A 19,511-nucleotide genomic window follows, 5' to 3' on the forward strand; every position below is an offset into this window, starting at 1 on the left:
CAATGGCAGGTAACGGTACATGCCCGTTTAGAAAATATTAATGAACCGGGATCAGGAACAGGGCGCTTCGCAAGTTTCCGCAGCAATGACCACTGTTTTAGCGGGCGCAGCAGCAGGAATGCTGATGGCGGAAGCCGTCTGTTGATATTGTTTTATAAAAAGCACGCAAAGACCCAGACCTGCAAAGGCCATTACTGCGCCCACCAATGAGGGATACTGGTACCCGAATCCATGCTTCAGCGGGATACCGCCAAAGTAGGCGCCCAATGAATTGGCTACATTAAAGGCCGCCTGCATAATAGCAGCAGCCATCATTTCTGACTTCTTTGCTGAGCGCAGCATCAGCACATTCACCGGTGTGCCCACTGCCATTGACAGGGCTCCGCATATAAAAGTAAGTACCAGCGACACAGGTTGGTTACCGGAGAAAAAGAAAACCGCTATCAGTGCCGCAACCATTAATGAAAATAACACCGCTGCTGCACGCTCCGGCTTCATCCGGTCGGCCATATAACCACCCGCCAGGTTCCCGATCACCATTCCGCCGCCGGCAAGCACCATGATGTAAGAGATGGCACTTTCGCTGAACCCGGATACATGGGTCATCAGCGGTGCGATATAGCTGAACCAGGCAAATAAGCCACCAAAACCGATACCGGTAATGGCGATGATCAGCCAGGATTTTTTCGTTTTAAAGAACTGCAGTTCCTCCCGCAGACCGGTGGTTTTCATGCTGGGCAATGCCGGCATCCACAGGTGCAGAAAAAGAATCGTCAACGCACCGATAAAGGAAACCATGCCAAAGGCAAGCCGCCAGTCGAACCGGTGCCCGATAAAGGTCACCAGGGGCACCATCGCAAGATTGGCCACCGTAAGTCCGGTGAACATCATCGCGATCGCCCGGGCCTGCTTCCCTTCCTTTGCCAGCCGGGAAGCCACAATGGCACCGACTCCAAAAAAAGCACCATGTGGCAACCCGGAGAAAAAACGGGCGAAAAACAGGCTGTAAAAACCGGGCATCAATGCAGAAAGCCCGTTAAATAACGTGAACAGGATCATCAGACCGATCAGGATACGTTTGGGGGGATGTTTTGCTGACAATGCTACCAGCAGCGGCGCACCGATCACCACACCCAATGCATAGGCGGAAATAAGATACCCTGCAACCGGGATCTCAATCCCCAGCGACTGCGCCACATCCGGCAGCAGCCCCATGATCACAAATTCCGTAGTTCCTATACCCAGGCCCCCGAGCGCCAGGGGAAATAATTTTTTATTCATTGATTTTTATAAACGTCGTTCAATAATTAAATATGTACTTAGTACACATTAATAGCAGTAAAACAGAAACCCTCTATGCAAGTTAACCGCAATAACCGGTTTTAAGTTTACAAAATAACCCCGGCGACATGATATCCAACGATTATTTTGCATTTAAGGTTTTGCTGACCTCCCTATATTTCTTTTCTTACGGACTCAGTTACAACGTGTTTGAGGAAGCGGCACTACACCACCTGCCTGCCGGCGCCTCCCCGGTCCATTACTGCCAAAACCTTATACGCCGCCAAGACTCCGGGACCCAAAGCAACACAAAGGAAACATCCTCCGTACATCCTGGCAACTCCGCGCCTTTGCGCCCCCGTCAGGATCCTCTGAAAAGGGTGCACCGATCACACAGACTATTCCCCCGACTCTAACAATCTATTTAATCCGCGAGAGCAGACGCCTGCTATAACCCTATAAAATCTTTGTGCAGCTTTGTGTCTTTGTTTCTTCGTGGTTCCCGCCTTTGCGACCCGTTCAGTGACCCTTAAAAACGACGCACGATTACACAGACGTACACAGACTATCCCCCCTGTCTGTGACAATCCGTGTAATCCGTGAGAGCAAATCCCTGCATATTCTTCGCCTTGCGCCACCAAGACTCCAAGGCCCGAAGCAATACAAAGGAAATATCATCCGTACATCCTGGTGACTCCGCACCTTTGCGCCCCCGTCAGGATCCTCTGAAAAGGGTGCACCGATCACACAGACTATTCCCCGACTGTAACAATCCATTTAATCCGCGAGAGCAGACGCCTGCTATAACCCTATAAAATCTTTGTGCAGCATTGTGTCTTTGTGCCTTCGTGGTTTCCACCTTTGCAGCGTACCAACCTTTAAACAACAGAACTTTTTCCCGGCCGGATTGTTCTTTTACTTGTCTGTTCCCGCCATCATCAGGGTATGCAGCAAAAAAATCGTATATATGGGCACAAGCCGTCTACAGAACATCCGCTATTCCATACTGGACCTGGCTACCGTTTGTCAGGATGACACCTTAAAACAAACATTTGAGCGCAGTCTCGAAACAGCGCGCTATGCCGAGCAGCTGGGTTACACCCGGTACTGGTTCTCGGAACATCACAATATGGAAAGCGTTGCCAGCGCCGCTACATCGGTGCTCATCGGCTATGTGGCCGGCGGCACCAATACCATTCGTGTGGGGTCTGGCGGCATTATGCTACCCAACCATTCCCCCCTTATTATCGCGGAGCAGTTCGGTACCCTTGGCATCCTTTATCCCAACCGTATCGACCTGGGTCTGGGACGGGCACCGGGAACCGATGCGCTAACGGCCATGACCATCCGGCAGGCGCCGGTAAATATTCCCTATGATTTCAAAGAAAACATAGAAGCACTCCAGCAATATTTCAGTAAAGAGAACCACCGCTCCAAAGTGCGGGCCCTCCCCGGGGAAGGTGTTGATATCCCGCTATGGGTGCTGGGATCCAGCACGGACAGCGCCTACCTTGCCGCTGCAATGGGACTTCCCTATGCCTTTGCCGCCCATTTTGCCCCGGCACAGCTGATGCAGGCCATGGAGATCTATCACAGCCGCTTTCAGCCTTCAGCAGTTCTTAGTAAACCCTACGCCATGGCCTGTGTGAATGTGATCGTTGCCGACAGTTCAGCCGAGGCTGCATTCCTCTCCACTTCACTTTACCGGATGTTCCTGGGTATCTTTACCAACAGCCGTGCTCCCCTGCAAGCCCCCATTACTCATGATGAGCTGGAAAAGCTCTGGACACCGGAGCAGAAATACGGAGTGATGCATATGCTGTCCAACGGATTTATCGGAAACAGGGAAAAAGTAAAGGAAGAGCTGGAGGCATTTGTTGATCAGACCGGCATACAGGAACTCATGGTCATCTCGCAGGTATTTGACCAGAAAAAGAAGCTGCATTCCTATTCGCTGCTGAAGGATATTTTTACAGGCGCATAATTTTCCCGCAGACTTGCGTTGATACGGATCGTTTCAATTGCGGCACCACAGAGCAGGTGCTCCGAAGGGCCTGAGGCCAGTTCCGATGCCGCATATTTAAGGTTAGATTCCGTTGTATACTTTTAAATTTGGTTATTGGTCATTAACTATTTTCCGTTGGTTATTCTCAATTCCTTACGGTAACTTACAGTTATGAACTGGAGTTGGCTCCTTTTTGCGGAAGTACTTTATGTGATCCTGGTGGTCCTGGTTTGCATGCGTGTGATCTATGACACCCGCAGCACCACTAAAACGCTGGCCTACCTGCTGCTGATCATTTTCCTTCCGGTGATCGGAATGTTTACCTATTTTTCATTTGGCATCAATTACCGGCGGAGGAAGCTTTACACCAAAAAGCTGTTAATGAACGAAGCAATGGAGCGATCGCTTCATGAGCGGATACAAAGCGGTTCTATGGAAGCCTTTACCCGGAACAGTGCCGTGGTGGATAATAATGACCGCCTGTTCCATTACCTGTTGAAAGAAGGCAGCCCCCTGACCGGGCATAACAATGTCGAACTGCTGATCAACGGCGAACAGAAATTTCCCAAGGTACTGGAACTACTGCGCGCCGCCACCCATCACATCCACCTGGAATATTATATTTATGAGAACGATGAAACCGGCAACGCCATTGCAGATCTGTTGATTGAAAAAGCCCGGCAGGGAGTGGAGGTCCGGTTTATTTATGATGACTTTGGCAGTCATTCCATAAGAAGAATGCTGGTAAAACGGTTACGCAGATCGGGCGTCAATGCTTTCCCTTTTCATAAGATCATTTTTATTGCCTTCGCCAACCGGCTGAATTACCGCAACCACCGAAAGATCATTATCGTGGACGGCCATACGGCATTTGTAGGCGGTATCAATATCAGCAACAAATATGTCAATGATGCCGCCTTCAACAATAAACTGTACTGGCGGGATACCCACCTGATGATACAGGGACCCGGTGTCTATTACCTGCAATACCTGTTTCTTGCCGACTGGAATTTTTGTGCCGGTGACCGGCTCACGGTTAATGAGCAGTTCTTCCCGCCTCCAGCTGCGCTCCTGCAAAAAGAAGACAAGCTCGTGCAGACCGCTGCCAGTGGTCCCGACTCGGATAACCCCACCATTCTTTATACCATTCTCCGTGCTATCGGCCTGGCAAAAAAAGAACTGCTGATCACCACGCCCTATTTCATCCCCGGCGAAAGCATCATGGAGGCCCTGATTGTGGCGGCATACAGTGGTATCCGGATACGCATCCTGGTGCCGGGGATCTCGGACTCCCTGCTGGTGAATACTGCCGCCAATTCATACTATGCCACATTGCTGGCCGCAGGTGTGGAGGTCTACCGTTATAAAAAAGGATTCGTCCATGCCAAAACACTGGTGTCCGACCGCAACCTGGCGATGGTGGGAACCGCCAATATGGATCACCGCAGCTTTGATTTGAATTTTGAGGTGAATGCTGTTGTTTATGATATGGGAATTGCAGAACAGCTGGCACGCGCATTTGAGCGCGACCTCCTGGATGCAGAAAGGATTGATGCCGCCGAATGGCTGCAACGCCCGCTTTATATCCGGCTGTTTGAAAAAACCTGCCGCCTGCTCTCCCCGCTGTTATGACCGTTTTACGACTCCAATCGTTTTTTAAGTCGCCGCAGCCGCAATGAAAGCGCGATCTGGAAGATGCCCAGCATTAAAAACGACACCGCCGTATAAACAATGATGGTGAGGCCTCCGAATACGGGATTGCCGATCATCAGCAGGGCAAAAAGGATACCGATGACCGCCACGAACAGCACCCCACCCCAGCCCGGCACCTGCGCCTTTTTTAAATTGAATGCATAAAAGATCCCCAGCAATGCGCGGAACAAAATCACCACCCCAATGTAAACCGGCAATACCGCCATCGTAAGTGCCGGAGAGGAAAGCAGAAAGATGCCAAACAGCAGATCCACGATCCCGCCCAGCAGCGACCAGCCCCAGCCCTGATCGTGCTTGCGGCTGCTCATTGCATAAACGATCTCAAAGATACCCGCCACCAGGAAGGTGGAAGCAAACAGAACGGACAAGGCGAGATAAGAAGCTACCGGCTGACTGAAAATATAAAATGCCAGCAACACGAACAGGATCCCGGATACCAGCAGGAGCCACCAGTTCTTCAGGCGTTCTTCCAATAATGTTGTAGTCATAGTGCTTTGTATTTAAAGGTTAAGAAAGCAATTCAGCAGCAAACCAGATACATTTCCCACTTTCAAAGTTATACAATAACTTACTCCTAAACGGTTTTTAATCCCGTATTATTCCTGTTTGATCTGTTTGATATTAATTGTACCTTTCTTGCTAAAACAACAATTGGCCATGAGACCGTCCCTCCTGATCGCTGCTTTTATCTGTATACTTCAACTGAGGTCTTCTGCCCAGGAACCGCTGACAACCGGGCTTTTGAAATTAATGGAACAGTACCGCGCTGTGGGTATGTCGGTAGCAGTTGTGAAGGACAATAAGATCATCTACAACAGATCCTTCGGATATAAAGATCCGGAAGTAAAAACGTTGATACAGAACACCGACCTCTTCCGTATTGCTTCTATTTCAAAGTCCTTTACAGCAACCTCGTTGATGCAGCTGATAGAACAGGGCCGGATCAGCCTGAAGGATGAAGTGACCAAACTGGTAGGTTTCAAAGTAAACAATCCCCAATACCCAGATATACCCATTACCCTGGAGATGCTTCTTTCACACACTTCCAGCATCAACGACAAAAACGGTTATTTTACACTGGATGCGATCAACCCGGAAAAGAACCCGTCCTGGGCAAAGGCCTATAACGATTATAAACCCGGTACCGGCTATGAGTACTGTAACCTCAACTTCAACCTGGCCGGAGCCATACTGGAACGGGCCTCCGGCGAGCGGTTTGATCAGTATGTGAAGCAGCATGTTCTGCAACCGCTGCAGCTGTATGGCGGATACCTGGTCGATTCGCTGGCGCGTGACCGCCTGGTGCCCCTTTACGAATACGACGATGCTTCAAAAACCTTTGCTGTTTCGCCGGGGGCTTATACATCCCCAAAAGCAAAACTGGTGAACTACGCAAAAGGCTACAGCACTCCCGTATTTTCTCCAACCGGAGGAATGAAGATCTCTGCGCTGGATCTGGCAAAATACATGATGATGCATATGAATTATGGGAGCAGCAATACGGTGCGCATCATCAGTGAGGAAAGCAGCAAGACAATGCAGACCAAACGCTCTGACAAAGAAAATTACGGGCTGGCCTTATGGACCACCGAAAATTTAATCGCCGGCGAAAAAATGGTGGGGCATACCGGGGATGCTTACGGTTTATACAGCAGCATGTTCTTTCAACCGGAAAAAAAGTTTGGATTCGTGGTCATTACCAATGGCTGCCTGCCACAGTATAAACAATCGGTGGTAGCGCTGCTGTATGATGCGGTGAACTACCTTTATCAGAACTGTATCAAAAAGGTTCCGGCAAATTGATCCGTTACCTGCTGTATTGGGCCTTATAAAATTGGTTCGACTGGCCGATCTTCATTCCATTATCCGTAAACCATTTTGTAAAGTTTTCCCATTTATTCTTGTTTACAGTCATCCATTCTTTAAAGCCGTTCTCATCGCCCTTCATCAGTATCCAATAGTTGTAGGCTTCCATATGTCCGGCATCCTTCACCTGCTTTTGATAACGGAATAACACATTAGGGTACTTTTCATCATGCCCGTTTTTAAAATACAGGTCAATGAAAGTGCTTCGTATCTTATGAAGCGTATTTAAATTGATCTCCGTTCCTGCTTCCAGCAGGGCAGTTATTAATGTTTGCTCATAGACACCCATACCAAAGGGCAATGAGCCATCCTTTTGTAACGCCCCCTCCTTACTAAAGCTCACAGAAATCGAAGAATTGTCTGAAAAACGAATTTCATTTTTATAGGTATTGTATAGCAGCCGGCTTATCTCCGCTGTTCGTTGACTGTTGCGCTCCAGATTCATAAAGATCTCCCCGTAGAGCATGCCCCATACCTCTTCTGAAGAGGAGCAATAGATCTTTGAAGCCCAATAGTAGTTGGAAGAAAATGATGGTGCTACCTCTATTCCCTTCTCAAAATAGGAAAGCGCTTTTATATATTCTTTTTTCCGCAGATTCAGCACCCCCATTTCAAGGTACAAATTTCCGGACCGGGGAAAGGATTTCAGTCCGGCAGTATAAATCGCTACTGCCTGTTCACTTTTATCAAGGTTATCATAGCTGTTGCCCAGCAGCTGGAACACCCGGTCGCTCACATCTTTGTGTGTCACCAATTTCTCAAGATATGTAATTGCTTTGGGATAATTCTTTTTTGAGTAATATACATACGCCAGCTCATAGGGATAATTTACGTCGTCGGGCGCGAGCTTTTGAGCGGCTTCAAGCAGCGGGATGCTTTCATCAAATTTTCCTTTATCCACCAGGGCAATGGCCTCTTTCGCTTTTTTTAAAGCTTCCTGTTCAGATTGAGCGTTTGTAGTGAGTGTTACAAGCAGTAGCAACAGCAGTAGATTTTTTCTCATTTCGTTTGGTTTTGTTGATCTGACACCGGTAGTAGCAAAGAAATATTTTTCAACAGGACCATCATAACATCAATGGTCCTTTTCAAGCAACATCCAGATCAAATTTATCAAAAAAAGACAGATTAACAAGAACGCACGGCCTATTCCGGCTTCCTGTTAATCTGTCAAAGCATTCAGCGCTATCCCTTCAGCAGATCCACATATTCCTGTGTATCATAATCTTCCATTCCTTCCATTTTTTTGATCAGCTCGCCTTTTTCATTAAAAATAAAGGTAGAGGGGATCGCCTGCACGTTGAATAAAAGCGGCAGTTGTTCACCGGGAAAAAATATCGGCATTTTCAGCTGCTGGCCTTTTTTAAATGCGGCAGCGTCTTCCATATTGTCATCTACCGAAAGCAATACAAAAGTCACTTTTTCTTTATCCAGTTTTTTATAAAGATTCTGAATAGAAGGCATTTCTGCGCGGCAGGGCGGGCACCAGGAAGCCCAGATATTCACCACGACCTTTTTTCCTTTTAGCGATTCCAGTGTCACCGGCCGCCCCTGCTCATCGGTCATTTTAAAAGAAGGCATTACCGATACTGCAGGCGTTACAGCCGCATCGGGCGCGGCAGGTTCCGGCATTGTTACCGTATCTGTTGCAGCAGGGGGTGTTCCTGCGGTATCATTGGGTTGATCTTCATTCTTACAGGCAGTAAGGGTAGCAACCCCCAGCCCGATCATCAGTATAAAATAATTCAGTTTCATTGATTGTTTTTTGTGTCAGATTAAGATAGCTGTTTGGTGCGTCCCTGTTCAGCTGCAGACGCCCTGTTCATATTGCTGTAAAAGCAGCATCAGCCACGCGGAGGTGTATAAATACCTTCCGGAAACGGGTCTGCCGGGAACCGCGCACTGATCAGTGGATAATCGTTCCGGATCACGGTTGGTTCCGGCGGCTCACATTCAACTACCGCAAGACTGACCGCAGGATTAACAGCACCGCAGGGAAGTTCCATATCATGAACGGGGGTCGGTCGTTTGGTAGCAGCCGCATTCTTAACATATACAGCACGCTTACAGGCAGGTTTTGCCACCGGCATACCAACCAACAGCAGGGCGCCGGTTGTAAGCAGCAAAAACGACATTATGATACTCAGTATTTTCAAACCAGGCAAATTTAAAGAAATACCGGCAAATCAGATGGCGGCTTCGGGAAACCGGCTATAGTCATGCAATTTCGACAATTCGACGATCGTTCCCTTTCCCTCAGGAGAGTCATGATACACCGGAACAAATTTTGCACCGTTCACCAATTCGCTGTAGGTATAGCTGGTACGTGCAATAACCGTATTGGAGAAATCCTCATCGAAAGCCTTGAGATAGATCATCATTTCAAAATCGGCCTGTTCCAGCTCTTCCATTGTCATGTTGTATACCGGGCTTTCCTCGTTGATGGGATGCACCACCGTCCAGGAGATGTGCAGCGCGTTAATGGTATTGAACTGCAGCGGCAGGGAAAAATACCGGTAGCTGTCCTGTCCGTCCTCACTGACCAGCATGCTTACTGTCACCTGTATGGAGACTTCGCTGAGGGTCGCATTTTTAATGGGCGCCATGCGGAACATAAGTGCCTTTCCTCCTTTGAACGGGGCAATGATCGCGTGTTTGGAGAACCGGATATAAGCACGGGGCTTTACAAACCGGCCGTAAAGCAATCCGGTAATGATGGCCAGGGTCAGGATCCCCACCAGGGCCTCAATGGAGGCAATGGTATTGGTGATAAAACCAATGGGGCTGATACGGCCATAACCTACCGTAGTCAGTGTTTGAGAAGAAAAAAAGTAGGCTTCTTCAAAGGTTTCCAGTGGTGTGCCCTTTACAAGACCCTGCAGGTGCGGGATACAAAAGACGTAATAAATCGTGGCAAACAACAGATTGATCGTTGTATAGAACCCGATAATGAGCAAACCAAACTTCCAGCTTTTCAGGTTGATCAGATAATTATAAATACTGTATTTATCAAATACAGAGCCGGAGCGGTTGATCACATTTACACTGCCGTCCTTATTGATAAAACGGGCATACTTAGCGGTTACCGATGTGTTCAGGCCGGTATTATCAACCGTCCTGCCCGATGTGCGTTTTCTTCCGATTGCCATACTGTGAAATTATCGAAAAAAGGAATAGCCGCACCGGAGATGCCGGTATTGTGTGTGCGAAGGGCTGTTACAGGTTTTTTACCAGGCCGATCCCGAAACTCCTACCGGAAACAGCAGGAAAAAAATAAGTAGTTCCCTGTTCATGGTTCTTCTTCTGACCAATATGTAACTTATTATAGCAGAGATACGCCAGGTTTGTGGAAGCGATGCCAAACCCGGCGCCGGCCACCACATCGCCCAGCCAGTGACGGTTGTTGTACATCCGGAGTAAACCGGTAGCCGTTGCTACCGCATACCCCCCGATCCCATACCAGGGTGATACCTCTTTGTATTCCCTCCTCAGGAATTCTGCAGAAGCAAACGCTGTAGAGGTATGTCCGGAGGGAAAGGACAGGCGGTTGCTCCCATCCGGGCGCTCCACTTTTGTAAGATGTTTTAATGGTGTTACCAACGCTGCATTAATGCCTAAAGACAGGGCATATAACATGGCCTCGTGTGCAACGGTATTTTTGCCCTTCACACCCAGAGCCCGTAACGCAAATACGGCAGCTCCGGGAGTATATTCCATCAGATTGTCGATATGTGTTCCAAAAGAAGGATGATCCTCTATAATTTCATCCCTGGTCGTTTTATTCAGCCCCTTAAACAGATTGGTGCCATCTGCCAGTCCGCCCAATGTAATCAGGGAAGCAGGCACAATAAAATTCTTTAACCGAACCTGGCTACCGAAGGCCGGCAGCTCCCGGAACCCGGAAGGCAGGGATTCCGTAACCGTTGCAAGAGTATCCTGTTGCGCCGGCAGGGAAAGCGGCAGGCCAAAACACAGGAACAGGAATAACTTTTTCTTCATACTTATAGTTTAAAACGAAGCGACAGATTCACCACCCTTCCGTCAATAGGGGCCCACAGGGGTTTAAATAAGGGATCTGTTACAGATCCGGTATATAGAACTTCCGTATTGCTTTGTTTGTAGTTCAGCAGGTTTTCACAATTCAATACCAGTGTTACATGATCTCCAATATGTTTCTGCACAACCGCAGCCATAAACATATAATCAGGAGTATCGGATCCATCCAGTCTTTTCTGGCTTCCGTTATAGGAGCCTTCAAGACCAGCCATCATACCTGCATCTTCAAAATCGTGCGCCAACACGAACGACATCCGGTTCCTGGGGGTCAGCGGCATAAATTGATGTTGCGAAAGATAATTCCGGGTCACTACTGTATAGGTATAGCCTGCATACAGCTCCCATTCCGCTATTGTTGCTTTTATATAGGTATCAAACCCTCGGCTGACCAGGTTCCTGCCCCCATTCTGGTACGACAATGTTCCATCCGTATTGGCGGTTCCATAAACAGGATCCCGGATCTGTGTAAGAAAAAAAGCCTGGTTAATAAACAGGGTATTCCCTTCACCCCATTCCGTTTTGTAATTCACTTCTGCATTATAGCCGATGGACCTTTCGGGTTTCAGAGCTGCCGGCAAGGCCGCGATCTTGTCGATGGTATATTCTATAAACCAGGACGTAAAAGGATTGGGGACTTTATACCCCCATCCCGCACCCAGGCGGGTAGCCCAGTGGTCATTGAAGCGGTTAAAAAATGCCAGGCGGGGCAAGAAAAAATTTCCATATTTCTGATGAATATCGTCCCGCAGACCCAGCTCGAGTGTGGTATTCGCTTTTACCAGCCAGGTATTCTGTGCAAAAAAACCAACGGTATTATTACTTAACGCAGGGATAGGGATGATCCGGTTCTGATGCGTGGCATTAAACCGGTCGCCGGTGATGTTCATGCCACCTACAAAACTGCTTTTATTGCCATAAGGGATCAGCGTTGAGAGCTCGCTGTAATAACTCAGCTGGTTCCCTTTATAATTTAGCTGTGTTGCTGAAAAATTGTTGGTATAATCACTTATGGTATTTTTGAAGTACAGGCTTTTGCCATTGCTGAAACGATGTTCCGCAACCAGCTCGCCGGTATGGCGGACCGTATTGTTTTGCTCAAAATACTGATGCACCGCATCCGGATTACCCTTTAGCACCTGCATATCTCCGCCTTTGGTATTATTTACATTCCCATTATATCCCAGGATGATGGTCGTGTTGTTCGGGTAGAAGAATAAACGGGGATGCAGGGTATAACTGTTCAGCTTTGGAAGATCAGAAAAGCCATCCTGGTTTACATCTACTGCTGACTGATGGGTATAACCTCCAAAAAAAGTGTAACCAAAATTTTTATACCGTTTTGATAAAAATGTATTTCCATCTGTTTCTTTCAATATGGTCCGGTTCAGTGTAATCACCGCTTCCTGCGCTGCCGTCGGTCTTCTTGAAATAATGTTTACTAATCCCCCAATGGCACCGCCGCCGTATAGGGTGGAGGCCGATCCTTTTATCAGCTCTATCTGCTGCAGGTCGAGCGGGGGAATGGTAAGAATACCAAATCCGCCGCTAAAGCCATCATAAAGCGGCATACCATCCCGGAGGATCTGTGTATAACGCCCGTCAAGCCCCTGTATCCGCACGTTGGAGTTACCGGATGTAGCACTCGACTGCTGTATCTGTACCCCGCTTACATCACCCAGGATACTGGCAATATTGGCGGGCCTGATGGTATTTTCCTCCCCCATTTCCTCCTTTCCCAGTACTTCCACTTTTATAGGTGCATTTTCAATCGGCTGATTGTTGCGGGTGGTAGCAATCACCACCACTTCATCCAACGCCTTACTTACCGCCTTCAGCGGAACAGCGATCAGCGTGTCCTTTGTCAGCTGCAGGGACAGTACGAAACGCTCATACCCTACCGCCGAGAACAAAAAGATCTTATTGCCGGCAGGGGTGTTCAGTGCGGCGATACCACTGCTGTCTGCCGTAGCGGCAATGGTATCATTTACGGAGACCGTAACCCCGGGAACCGCTTCCTGGTTACTTTGGTTATAAACCCTGAAGGTAACTTTTGTCTGTGCCTGCAAATGAATGCACATTACAACAGCTATAAACACAAAAAAAACGATCCGGTACTTCTTCATTTCTTATATATCAACACTTATAAAATGCGGCAACCTGCGTGCCCAAAATGAACGCAGTCCTTCTTCACGGGGTTTTGTATTCCGGTTTGAAAAAAACTTTATAGCGCGCTTCTTTTTCCACTGAATTTTTACCCGGGGGTACGGATGCACCAAAAACAACACTCTTAAAACAGCGGCCTGGCTTACCTCTGTAAACAGACCGGCCGGGAAAACAGCTGTTTTCATTTTTAGTTTTTAGAGCAGGATAAAAAATCGGACCGTGTAAAATTGTATCGCAATTTTGTAGAAAAATAGAATTTGCATTACCCGTATTTTGTCCTTAACAAAAAATTAGGAGGCAGCTGATCCCTGAAAAGAGTGCGGCGCGCGAACCGGTATCAAAGGTAACAGCAGTGTGGCTTACAAGGCATCCGTTCCGGGCGCCCGCTCTGCGAAGCAGCTGATTGTTTCCGAAACCGCTAAAGGTATCAATACCCTCACCCGGCATAAAGTACCGGAAGCAGCAGACCGGGTAAAACGGATTTTCCGTTTGAATCCGGCAGGTTTCCGGCCGGATGGTCTTTTTTGCTATAACAAATAATGCGGACTTAACTCCCGCTATTAAAAATGAACATCAATAATACTGTTCAGCGGGATAAGGATGCCTCCTTTTAAGGAAATATAGTTTTCCGTAAGCGACCATACGGTTGTTTCTACCGATTTCGGTCCCTCGGAAGTATTGAATGTAACGGTTGTTTTACTTTTAAACTCATTGCCGAGACGTACGGCATAGTTCAACTGTTCTTTCCAGTAGGTACTCCTGTCCTCTTCAGCCTGAACGATATGATAATCCCCAATGGCCTCTTTTGGAATCAATTTTTCAAACATAGGATATCGTTTAATCAATTCTGACCAAATTTACTGGTATTTGTTCTTTTCTGTTCAAAAAAAAATGCGAAAAAAAAGCAGGCATGAATGTTATCTGCTGGTTTTGTATCAGGAGATCAGCTATCAATAATAACTGGAAAGCTGTTGCAATACCGCATTACTGTCGGTAACCGACCCGAGTTTTTTTCCGTTGTAATAGCCCTCTTCCCAGTTGCCGTACATATGATTGGGAAGGACAATAAATTTACTGCCAAAATCAGCCTTATATTTTTCCGTCCATTCATGGCGGCTGTCCATGGAACGGTTGTCGAACAGGGACGAAAAATCCCCGAGATTATCACCCAGTAACATGATGATGTCATATGCTTTCAGTACGACCTGCCTCCGTGCTTCTTTATCCGACACAGCACCCATCAGCATTAAATGACTGGTATCCGCATTTGGGAAGTCATATTTTTTCAGGTTTTCTACTGTCTGCAGCCGGTCTTCCGCAATACGGTTTGTAATATAAAATACTGTTATCCCCTTTGAAGCAGCATATTGAAAAAACGATGGTGCGCCGGGCACCGAATCGCAAGCTACTTTCTTTGTCCAGTTGACCCACGAAGAATCCGAGTAACCGGCATGCTGCACTGCCAGGTGCAGGTAGTAAGGACTATTATCCAGTACGGTTTCATCTACATCGGTCACAATGGCCCTGGGTCTTGCTGAAGGTTGCTCCAGCATCTGATCCAACCGGAACCGGGCTGTATTATAGGCCTGATAGGATAACGCCCTGTATTCCGCTGCACGCTGCTGCCACAAAGCGCCCCAGGCCGGAGCTTCCGGCATCAATGAAAGCGAATGGTGCGGCTCCTGTTGCGCCACCGGCCGGCAGGAACACAAAAACGCGATACCAATAAAAAAAGAAAACTGCTTCATAATTTGCAAGAATTATTTCAAAAAAATAATATTCTGTATTCAGCGGGTCTGATACTGCTGATCAAAAACCGGTAAGCCGGAAGGTGGTCAGTACCGCGGCATGATCCGAGGGCCATACACTATCGATCTCGGGCGTGGTTTTTATAATTTTGGAAGCCACCGCCTTTATATTGTTTCCTTTATAGTAAAGAAAGTCGATCCGGTAACGTTGCAGGTGGCCATAGATTACCGCCCAGGTACCTTCCGGTCTTGCCACTTCATCGGGGTTCATTTCGCGGAAACTGTCTTTATACCCTTCTTTCAGCAGATAACGGGAAATGGGAAATGCAACCGGACCATACCCGAAATGCAGCGGGGCGGCAGCCTTTGTCCAGTCGAGGTGGCTGCAGGAATTGAAATCGCCGCCGATAATGGCGGGCAGCGTATCATTCAGATAAGGGCCGGTATCCTTTTCGATAACGGCACGTGCATCTGCAAGTCCCAGCAGGGAATCCTCCGCGATCCAGGTCCTTGTGTCCTGCCCCGGTTCCTGGAAAACAGAAGTATATTCCGGCCGGTAGGCATAGCGGAGCCAGCAGGCATTAACCAGCATCCGGCGGCCTCCCGGCAGACTGACCATTACCGGATTTGAGTTGAACGTTTTGTAAGCCGTGGGAATGCCTGTTACGGGGTACCGGCTGAACAGCGCCAGGTTGTCTTTGGAAGAAGCGGTGTTCAGATAATACCCCAGGGAATCCGCAATGCGTTGCTGCGATCCATAAGCTTCCTGCATGGTAATGAGGTCTGCATGTGTTGCCTTTATCAGATCAATCACCTTGTTGGGTCCGTTATTACCCAGGTGCACGCCGCCGTGCCATATATTCCATTGCAATACTTTTATAATACCCTGGTCTGTTCTGCTGCTGCCGGTAATCCTTTTCGCGACCAGACCTATCCCTGTTTCCGGCTGGTAGCGGCGTTTATTCAACCGGAAGGAAGGAAGGGTTATTTCCACCCGGTTACCGGCCACGGCATTTTCTGCAATATCGGCAGTGACCAGAAAATAATTGATCCCGGGACCGAGACGAAACGGCCTGCCTGCAAACCGCAGCACCCGTTCCGGAGGTCTTCCATTGCCAAACAATTCCTCCCGGATCCCGGAAGATGGGGTCTTACCCGCATAATACACATGAATACGGCTGATATCCGGCAATGCAGCAACCTTCGACAGATCGAGCATTAATTCATCCAGGTATAAAGGCGCTGCTGTTCCGGTAACAGCAATACGCAATTTGAGGAGCTGATCGTCTGATGTCCCTGCATCCGCGTCCCATTCGCTGGCCACTACCACGGCATTAAAAAGCCGTTGTCGGGTTGGTTTATCAAACCGCAACGCATCATTTACCACCGTTGAGGCCAATGGAGCATCGCCTCTGTAGTTGATCCGGCCATTGCGCAGGTGGTAGGCCTGATCCCCCTTTCCCACCCAATTCACTACCATATCCTCCAGCTCATCATCAAATGTATAGTAAGCGACAAGCGCTTTAAATCCCGGATGATCCGGTGTCAGCGAACGGTACCTCCATTCGCGCAGGATGCGCTGCGGAACAGCCGTGTTCCAGATGCGCACTTCATCCATCAGTCCGCCAAATACGGCAGCCGCATCTTCCTGCACCCCCAAGGCTCCCGGTAATATAGCAGCTGCACCCCGTTTACTGTCTGCCAGTACTCCGTCGAGGTACAGACGGGTGGTCTTACCATCGCAACTCAATGCTACATGATGCCATTTGTTGTCCAGCACTGTGGGCGACCAAAGACCTGCCTTTTCATTGTGCAACCGGCCCTTCTTTAAAACCAGCGGCAATGCATCCGTGGTACTCAGCTGACTGTACTCCCCGCCTCCAAAGATGACCTCCTGCTCTTTCCAGGAAGTATCATCCCCCTTTATCCAGGCTTCCAGGGTCCAGGGAGCTTTGATGATCCCCATGCCGGTACGCACATTGTTATCTTTTCCATCCAGGTGCAGGACCCTGTTGCCGGCAAACTGGGGGAATACGGTGGTTACAGACAGAAATGACAGCCATACAGTTAACAGATACCTCACCTTACAATCAATTTTATTATCGTAGTCTGCAGCATTATGTGCGCTTCTAAAGAGCTGGCGACCATGCTACGAAAACGGTAAGCTATTTTATTAAATTGATTGAACATTCATTTAATAAAAAAATTAACGTTCCGTTAATATTACACAGACGAACAGTTGTTTTATAACCGGAGCGATCGTATTGTTTTTCACCCGGTGCCATCAACCGCTTTATGTTGCCGGTCATACAGCGGGTGACGGAAACATTACCACACTATAAAAAAAGGCGGCCTGTTTCCAGGCCACCTCTGATATCTATGAAACTCAAACGGTGCGAATGGTTATACCAGGTCGAAGCGATCCAGGTTCATGACTTTATTCCAGGCGGCAACAAAATCCCGCACAAATTTTTCCGCTCCGTCTGTACTTGCATAAACCTCGGCGATGGCCCGCAGTTCTGCGTTGGAGCCCAATACCAGGTCGGCACGGGTGGCGGTCCATTTAACGGCTCCGGTGGCACGATCGCTGCCTTCAAACAGCTCCCGGTCGTCGGTAATGGCTTTCCAGGCGGTGCGCATATCCAGCAGGTTCACAAAGAAATCGTTGGTAAGCTGTCCCGGACGTTGTGTAAATAACCCATGTGCGGAAGCGTCAAAATTAGTTCCGAGTACGCGCAGGCCGCCAACCAGCACCGTCAGTTCCGGTGCCGTAAGTGTCAGTAGTTGTGCCTTATCGATCAGCAATGCTTCTGTAGATGCACCCAGGCCTGTTTTACGGTAATTACGGAAGCCGTCAGCCAGGGGCTCCAGAAACGCAATCGATTCCACATCCGTTTGCTCCTGGGAAGCGTCCGTACGGCCCGGTGTTACAGGAACCGTAATATTCTGTCCCGCATCTTTGGCGGCTTTTTCGATACCCGCGGCACCTGCCAGTACGATCAGGTCGGCGATCGATACTTTTTTATTTTCCGCCTGTGCTGCGTTGAAATCTTTCCGGATGTTTTCCAGTACATCCAGCACTTTTTGCAGTTGTGCCGGGTTATTTACCTGCCAGTAGCGTTGCGGGGCCAGACGGATCCGGGCACCATTGGCGCCCCCCCGTTTATCACCACCGCGGAACGTAGAGGCCGAGGCCCAGGCAGTGGTCACCAGCTCCGATATGCTCAGCCCCGACTCCAGTACTTTTGCTTTTAATGCGGCAATATCCTTATCATCGATCAACACATGATCCGGTTCTGGAACAGGGTCCTGCCAGAGCAGTATTTCGGCCGGAACATCAGGTCCGAGGTAGCGCGACCGTGGTCCCAGATCCCGGTGGGTAAGTTTGAACCAGGCCCGTGCAAAAGCGTCGGCAAAGGCTTCCGGGTCTTCCAGAAAGCGCCGGGAGATCTTTTCATAAACCGGATCGAACCGCAGGGAAAGATCGGTTGTAAGCATGGTGGGACGGTGTTTTTTACCCGGGTCAAACGCATCGGGGATGATGTCTTCCCCATCTTTGGCTACCCATTGATGCGCTCCCGCCGGGCTTTTGGTCAGCTCCCATTCATGACCAAACAGGTTCTCAAAAAAGTTATTGCTCCATTGGGTGGGGGTTTTGGTCCAGGTCACTTCCAGTCCGCTGGTGATCGCATCTGCGCCCACGCCTTTGCCGAAGCTGTTCGCCCAGCCCAATCCCTGCGCCTCCATGCCTGCGGCTTCTGGTTCTTTTCCAACATGTGTGGCCGGTGCTGCACCGTGTGTTTTACCAAAGCTATGCCCGCCGGCGATCAGCGCTACGGTTTCTTCATCATTCATGGCCATTCGCCCGAACGTATCGCGGATGTCCTTTGCTGCGGCAATGGGATCCGGGTTACCATCCGGTCCTTCGGGGTTTACATAAATCAGTCCCATCTGTACCGCGGCAAGCGGTTTCTCGAGGTTACGGGAGTGGATATCACCATCAGCATTGTCGTCTGAAACCACAACTCCCCCTTTTTTCTCTACGCCCGGATCTCCGTGTGCATAACGTATATCGCCTCCCAGCCAGGTGGTCTCTGCGCCCCAGTACACGTCTTCTGCCGGCTCCCAGGCATCCTCCCGTCCGCCCGCAAAACCAAAGGTTTTAAAGCCCATGGACTCCAGGGCCACATTGCCGGTCAGGATCAGCAGATCGGCCCAGGATATCTTATTGCCATATTTTTGTTTGATGGGCCAGAGCAGTCTGCGCGCCTTGTCCAGACTCACATTGTCGGGCCAGCTGTTCAGGGGTGCGAACCGCTGTTGCCCGGAACCCGCTCCGCCACGGCCATCCCCCACCCGGTAAGTGCCGGCACTATGCCAGGCCATGCGGATAAAAAGCCCTCCGTAATGACCAAAATCCGCCGGCCACCAATCCTGCGAATCGGTCATCAGCACATGCAGGTCTTTTTTTACGGCCTCAAGATCGAGGCTGTTAAAGGCTGCCGCATAATTAAAATTTCCATCCATCGGGTTCGATAAGGAAGAATGTTGCCGCAAAATATTCAGCTTAAGCTGGTTGGGCCACCAGTCGCGGTTCTTGGTGCCGCCTCCGCCTGCATTTTGTTTCATCGTGCCATTGTGAAAAGGGCATTTACTGATGTCATTCGGGTCTTTTTCCATTT

15 protein-coding genes are annotated in these 19,511 nt (G+C 48.9%); 3 read left to right on the forward strand and 12 right to left on the reverse strand.

The window, feature by feature from the left end:
• Nucleotides 1–51: 51 nt before the first annotated feature.
• A complete protein-coding gene (locus K7B07_RS06765; protein WP_223708453.1) occupies nucleotides 52–1,281 on the reverse strand; it encodes an MFS transporter in 1,230 nt (409 codons plus the stop codon).
• A 967-nt stretch (nucleotides 1,282–2,248) separates the two neighbouring features.
• Between K7B07_RS06765 and K7B07_RS06770 the strand changes: the two genes are divergently transcribed.
• Together K7B07_RS06770 and cls are read left to right on the forward strand one after the other, a co-directional pair.
• Nucleotides 2,249–3,265, forward strand: coding sequence for an LLM class flavin-dependent oxidoreductase (locus K7B07_RS06770; protein WP_223708454.1), 1,017 nt, complete (start codon nucleotides 2,249–2,251; stop codon nucleotides 3,263–3,265).
• Nucleotides 3,266–3,457: 192 nt separating this feature from the next.
• Complete coding sequence (gene cls / locus K7B07_RS06775) at nucleotides 3,458–4,918, forward strand: cardiolipin synthase (protein WP_223708455.1); 1,461 nt, start codon at nucleotides 3,458–3,460, stop codon at nucleotides 4,916–4,918.
• Between the two features lie 5 nt (nucleotides 4,919–4,923).
• On the opposite strand, the gene K7B07_RS06780 is transcribed toward cls, so the two are convergent.
• Nucleotides 4,924–5,487 carry an HdeD family acid-resistance protein gene (locus tag K7B07_RS06780; RefSeq protein WP_223708456.1) on the reverse strand — a complete coding sequence of 188 codons (564 nt, stop codon included), beginning with the start codon at nucleotides 5,485–5,487 and terminating at the stop codon, nucleotides 4,924–4,926.
• A 169-nt stretch (nucleotides 5,488–5,656) separates the two neighbouring features.
• Between K7B07_RS06780 and K7B07_RS06785 the strand changes: the two genes are divergently transcribed.
• Nucleotides 5,657–6,802, forward strand: coding sequence for a serine hydrolase domain-containing protein (locus K7B07_RS06785; RefSeq protein WP_223708457.1), 1,146 nt, complete (start codon nucleotides 5,657–5,659; stop codon nucleotides 6,800–6,802).
• Nucleotides 6,803–6,806: 4 nt separating this feature from the next.
• Here K7B07_RS06785 and K7B07_RS06790 read toward each other — a convergent pair whose 3' ends face one another.
• The 10 genes from K7B07_RS06790 to katG form a co-directional block, all read right to left on the reverse strand.
• A complete protein-coding gene (locus tag K7B07_RS06790) occupies nucleotides 6,807–7,868 on the reverse strand; it encodes a tetratricopeptide repeat protein (RefSeq protein ID WP_223708458.1) in 1,062 nt (353 codons plus the stop codon).
• Nucleotides 7,869–8,047: 179 nt separating this feature from the next.
• Nucleotides 8,048–8,617, reverse strand: coding sequence for a TlpA family protein disulfide reductase (locus tag K7B07_RS06795; protein ID WP_223708459.1), 570 nt, complete (start codon nucleotides 8,615–8,617; stop codon nucleotides 8,048–8,050).
• Between the two features lie 89 nt (nucleotides 8,618–8,706).
• Nucleotides 8,707–9,018, reverse strand: coding sequence for a hypothetical protein (locus K7B07_RS06800; protein WP_223708460.1), 312 nt, complete (start codon nucleotides 9,016–9,018; stop codon nucleotides 8,707–8,709).
• Between the two features lie 30 nt (nucleotides 9,019–9,048).
• Nucleotides 9,049–10,011: an ion channel gene (locus K7B07_RS06805; protein WP_223708462.1), complete on the reverse strand. Its 963-nt coding sequence runs from the start codon at nucleotides 10,009–10,011 to the stop codon at nucleotides 9,049–9,051.
• 67 nt (nucleotides 10,012–10,078) lie between these two features.
• A complete protein-coding gene (locus tag K7B07_RS06810) occupies nucleotides 10,079–10,861 on the reverse strand; it encodes a phosphatase PAP2 family protein (RefSeq protein WP_223708464.1) in 783 nt (260 codons plus the stop codon).
• Between the two features lie 2 nt (nucleotides 10,862–10,863).
• Nucleotides 10,864–13,041 carry a TonB-dependent receptor gene (locus tag K7B07_RS06815; RefSeq protein WP_223708466.1) on the reverse strand — a complete coding sequence of 726 codons (2,178 nt, stop codon included), beginning with the start codon at nucleotides 13,039–13,041 and terminating at the stop codon, nucleotides 10,864–10,866.
• Between the two features lie 600 nt (nucleotides 13,042–13,641).
• A complete protein-coding gene (locus K7B07_RS06820) occupies nucleotides 13,642–13,908 on the reverse strand; it encodes a hypothetical protein (protein WP_223708468.1) in 267 nt (88 codons plus the stop codon).
• A 123-nt stretch (nucleotides 13,909–14,031) separates the two neighbouring features.
• Nucleotides 14,032–14,829 carry a 5'-nucleotidase, lipoprotein e(P4) family gene (locus K7B07_RS06825; protein WP_223708470.1) on the reverse strand — a complete coding sequence of 266 codons (798 nt, stop codon included), beginning with the start codon at nucleotides 14,827–14,829 and terminating at the stop codon, nucleotides 14,032–14,034.
• Nucleotides 14,830–14,890: 61 nt separating this feature from the next.
• Nucleotides 14,891–16,912 carry an endonuclease/exonuclease/phosphatase family protein gene (locus K7B07_RS06830; RefSeq protein WP_223708472.1) on the reverse strand — a complete coding sequence of 674 codons (2,022 nt, stop codon included), beginning with the start codon at nucleotides 16,910–16,912 and terminating at the stop codon, nucleotides 14,891–14,893.
• A gap of 320 nt (nucleotides 16,913–17,232) precedes the next feature.
• Nucleotides 17,233–19,509 (reverse strand): catalase/peroxidase HPI, encoded by a 2,277-nt coding sequence (gene katG / locus K7B07_RS06835; RefSeq protein WP_223708474.1) that lies wholly within the window; start codon nucleotides 19,507–19,509, stop codon nucleotides 17,233–17,235.
• Between the last annotated feature and the right edge of the window lie 2 nt (nucleotides 19,510–19,511).

Source organism: Niabella beijingensis (assembly GCF_020034665.1).
GTDB lineage: Bacteria > Bacteroidota > Bacteroidia > Chitinophagales > Chitinophagaceae > Niabella > Niabella beijingensis.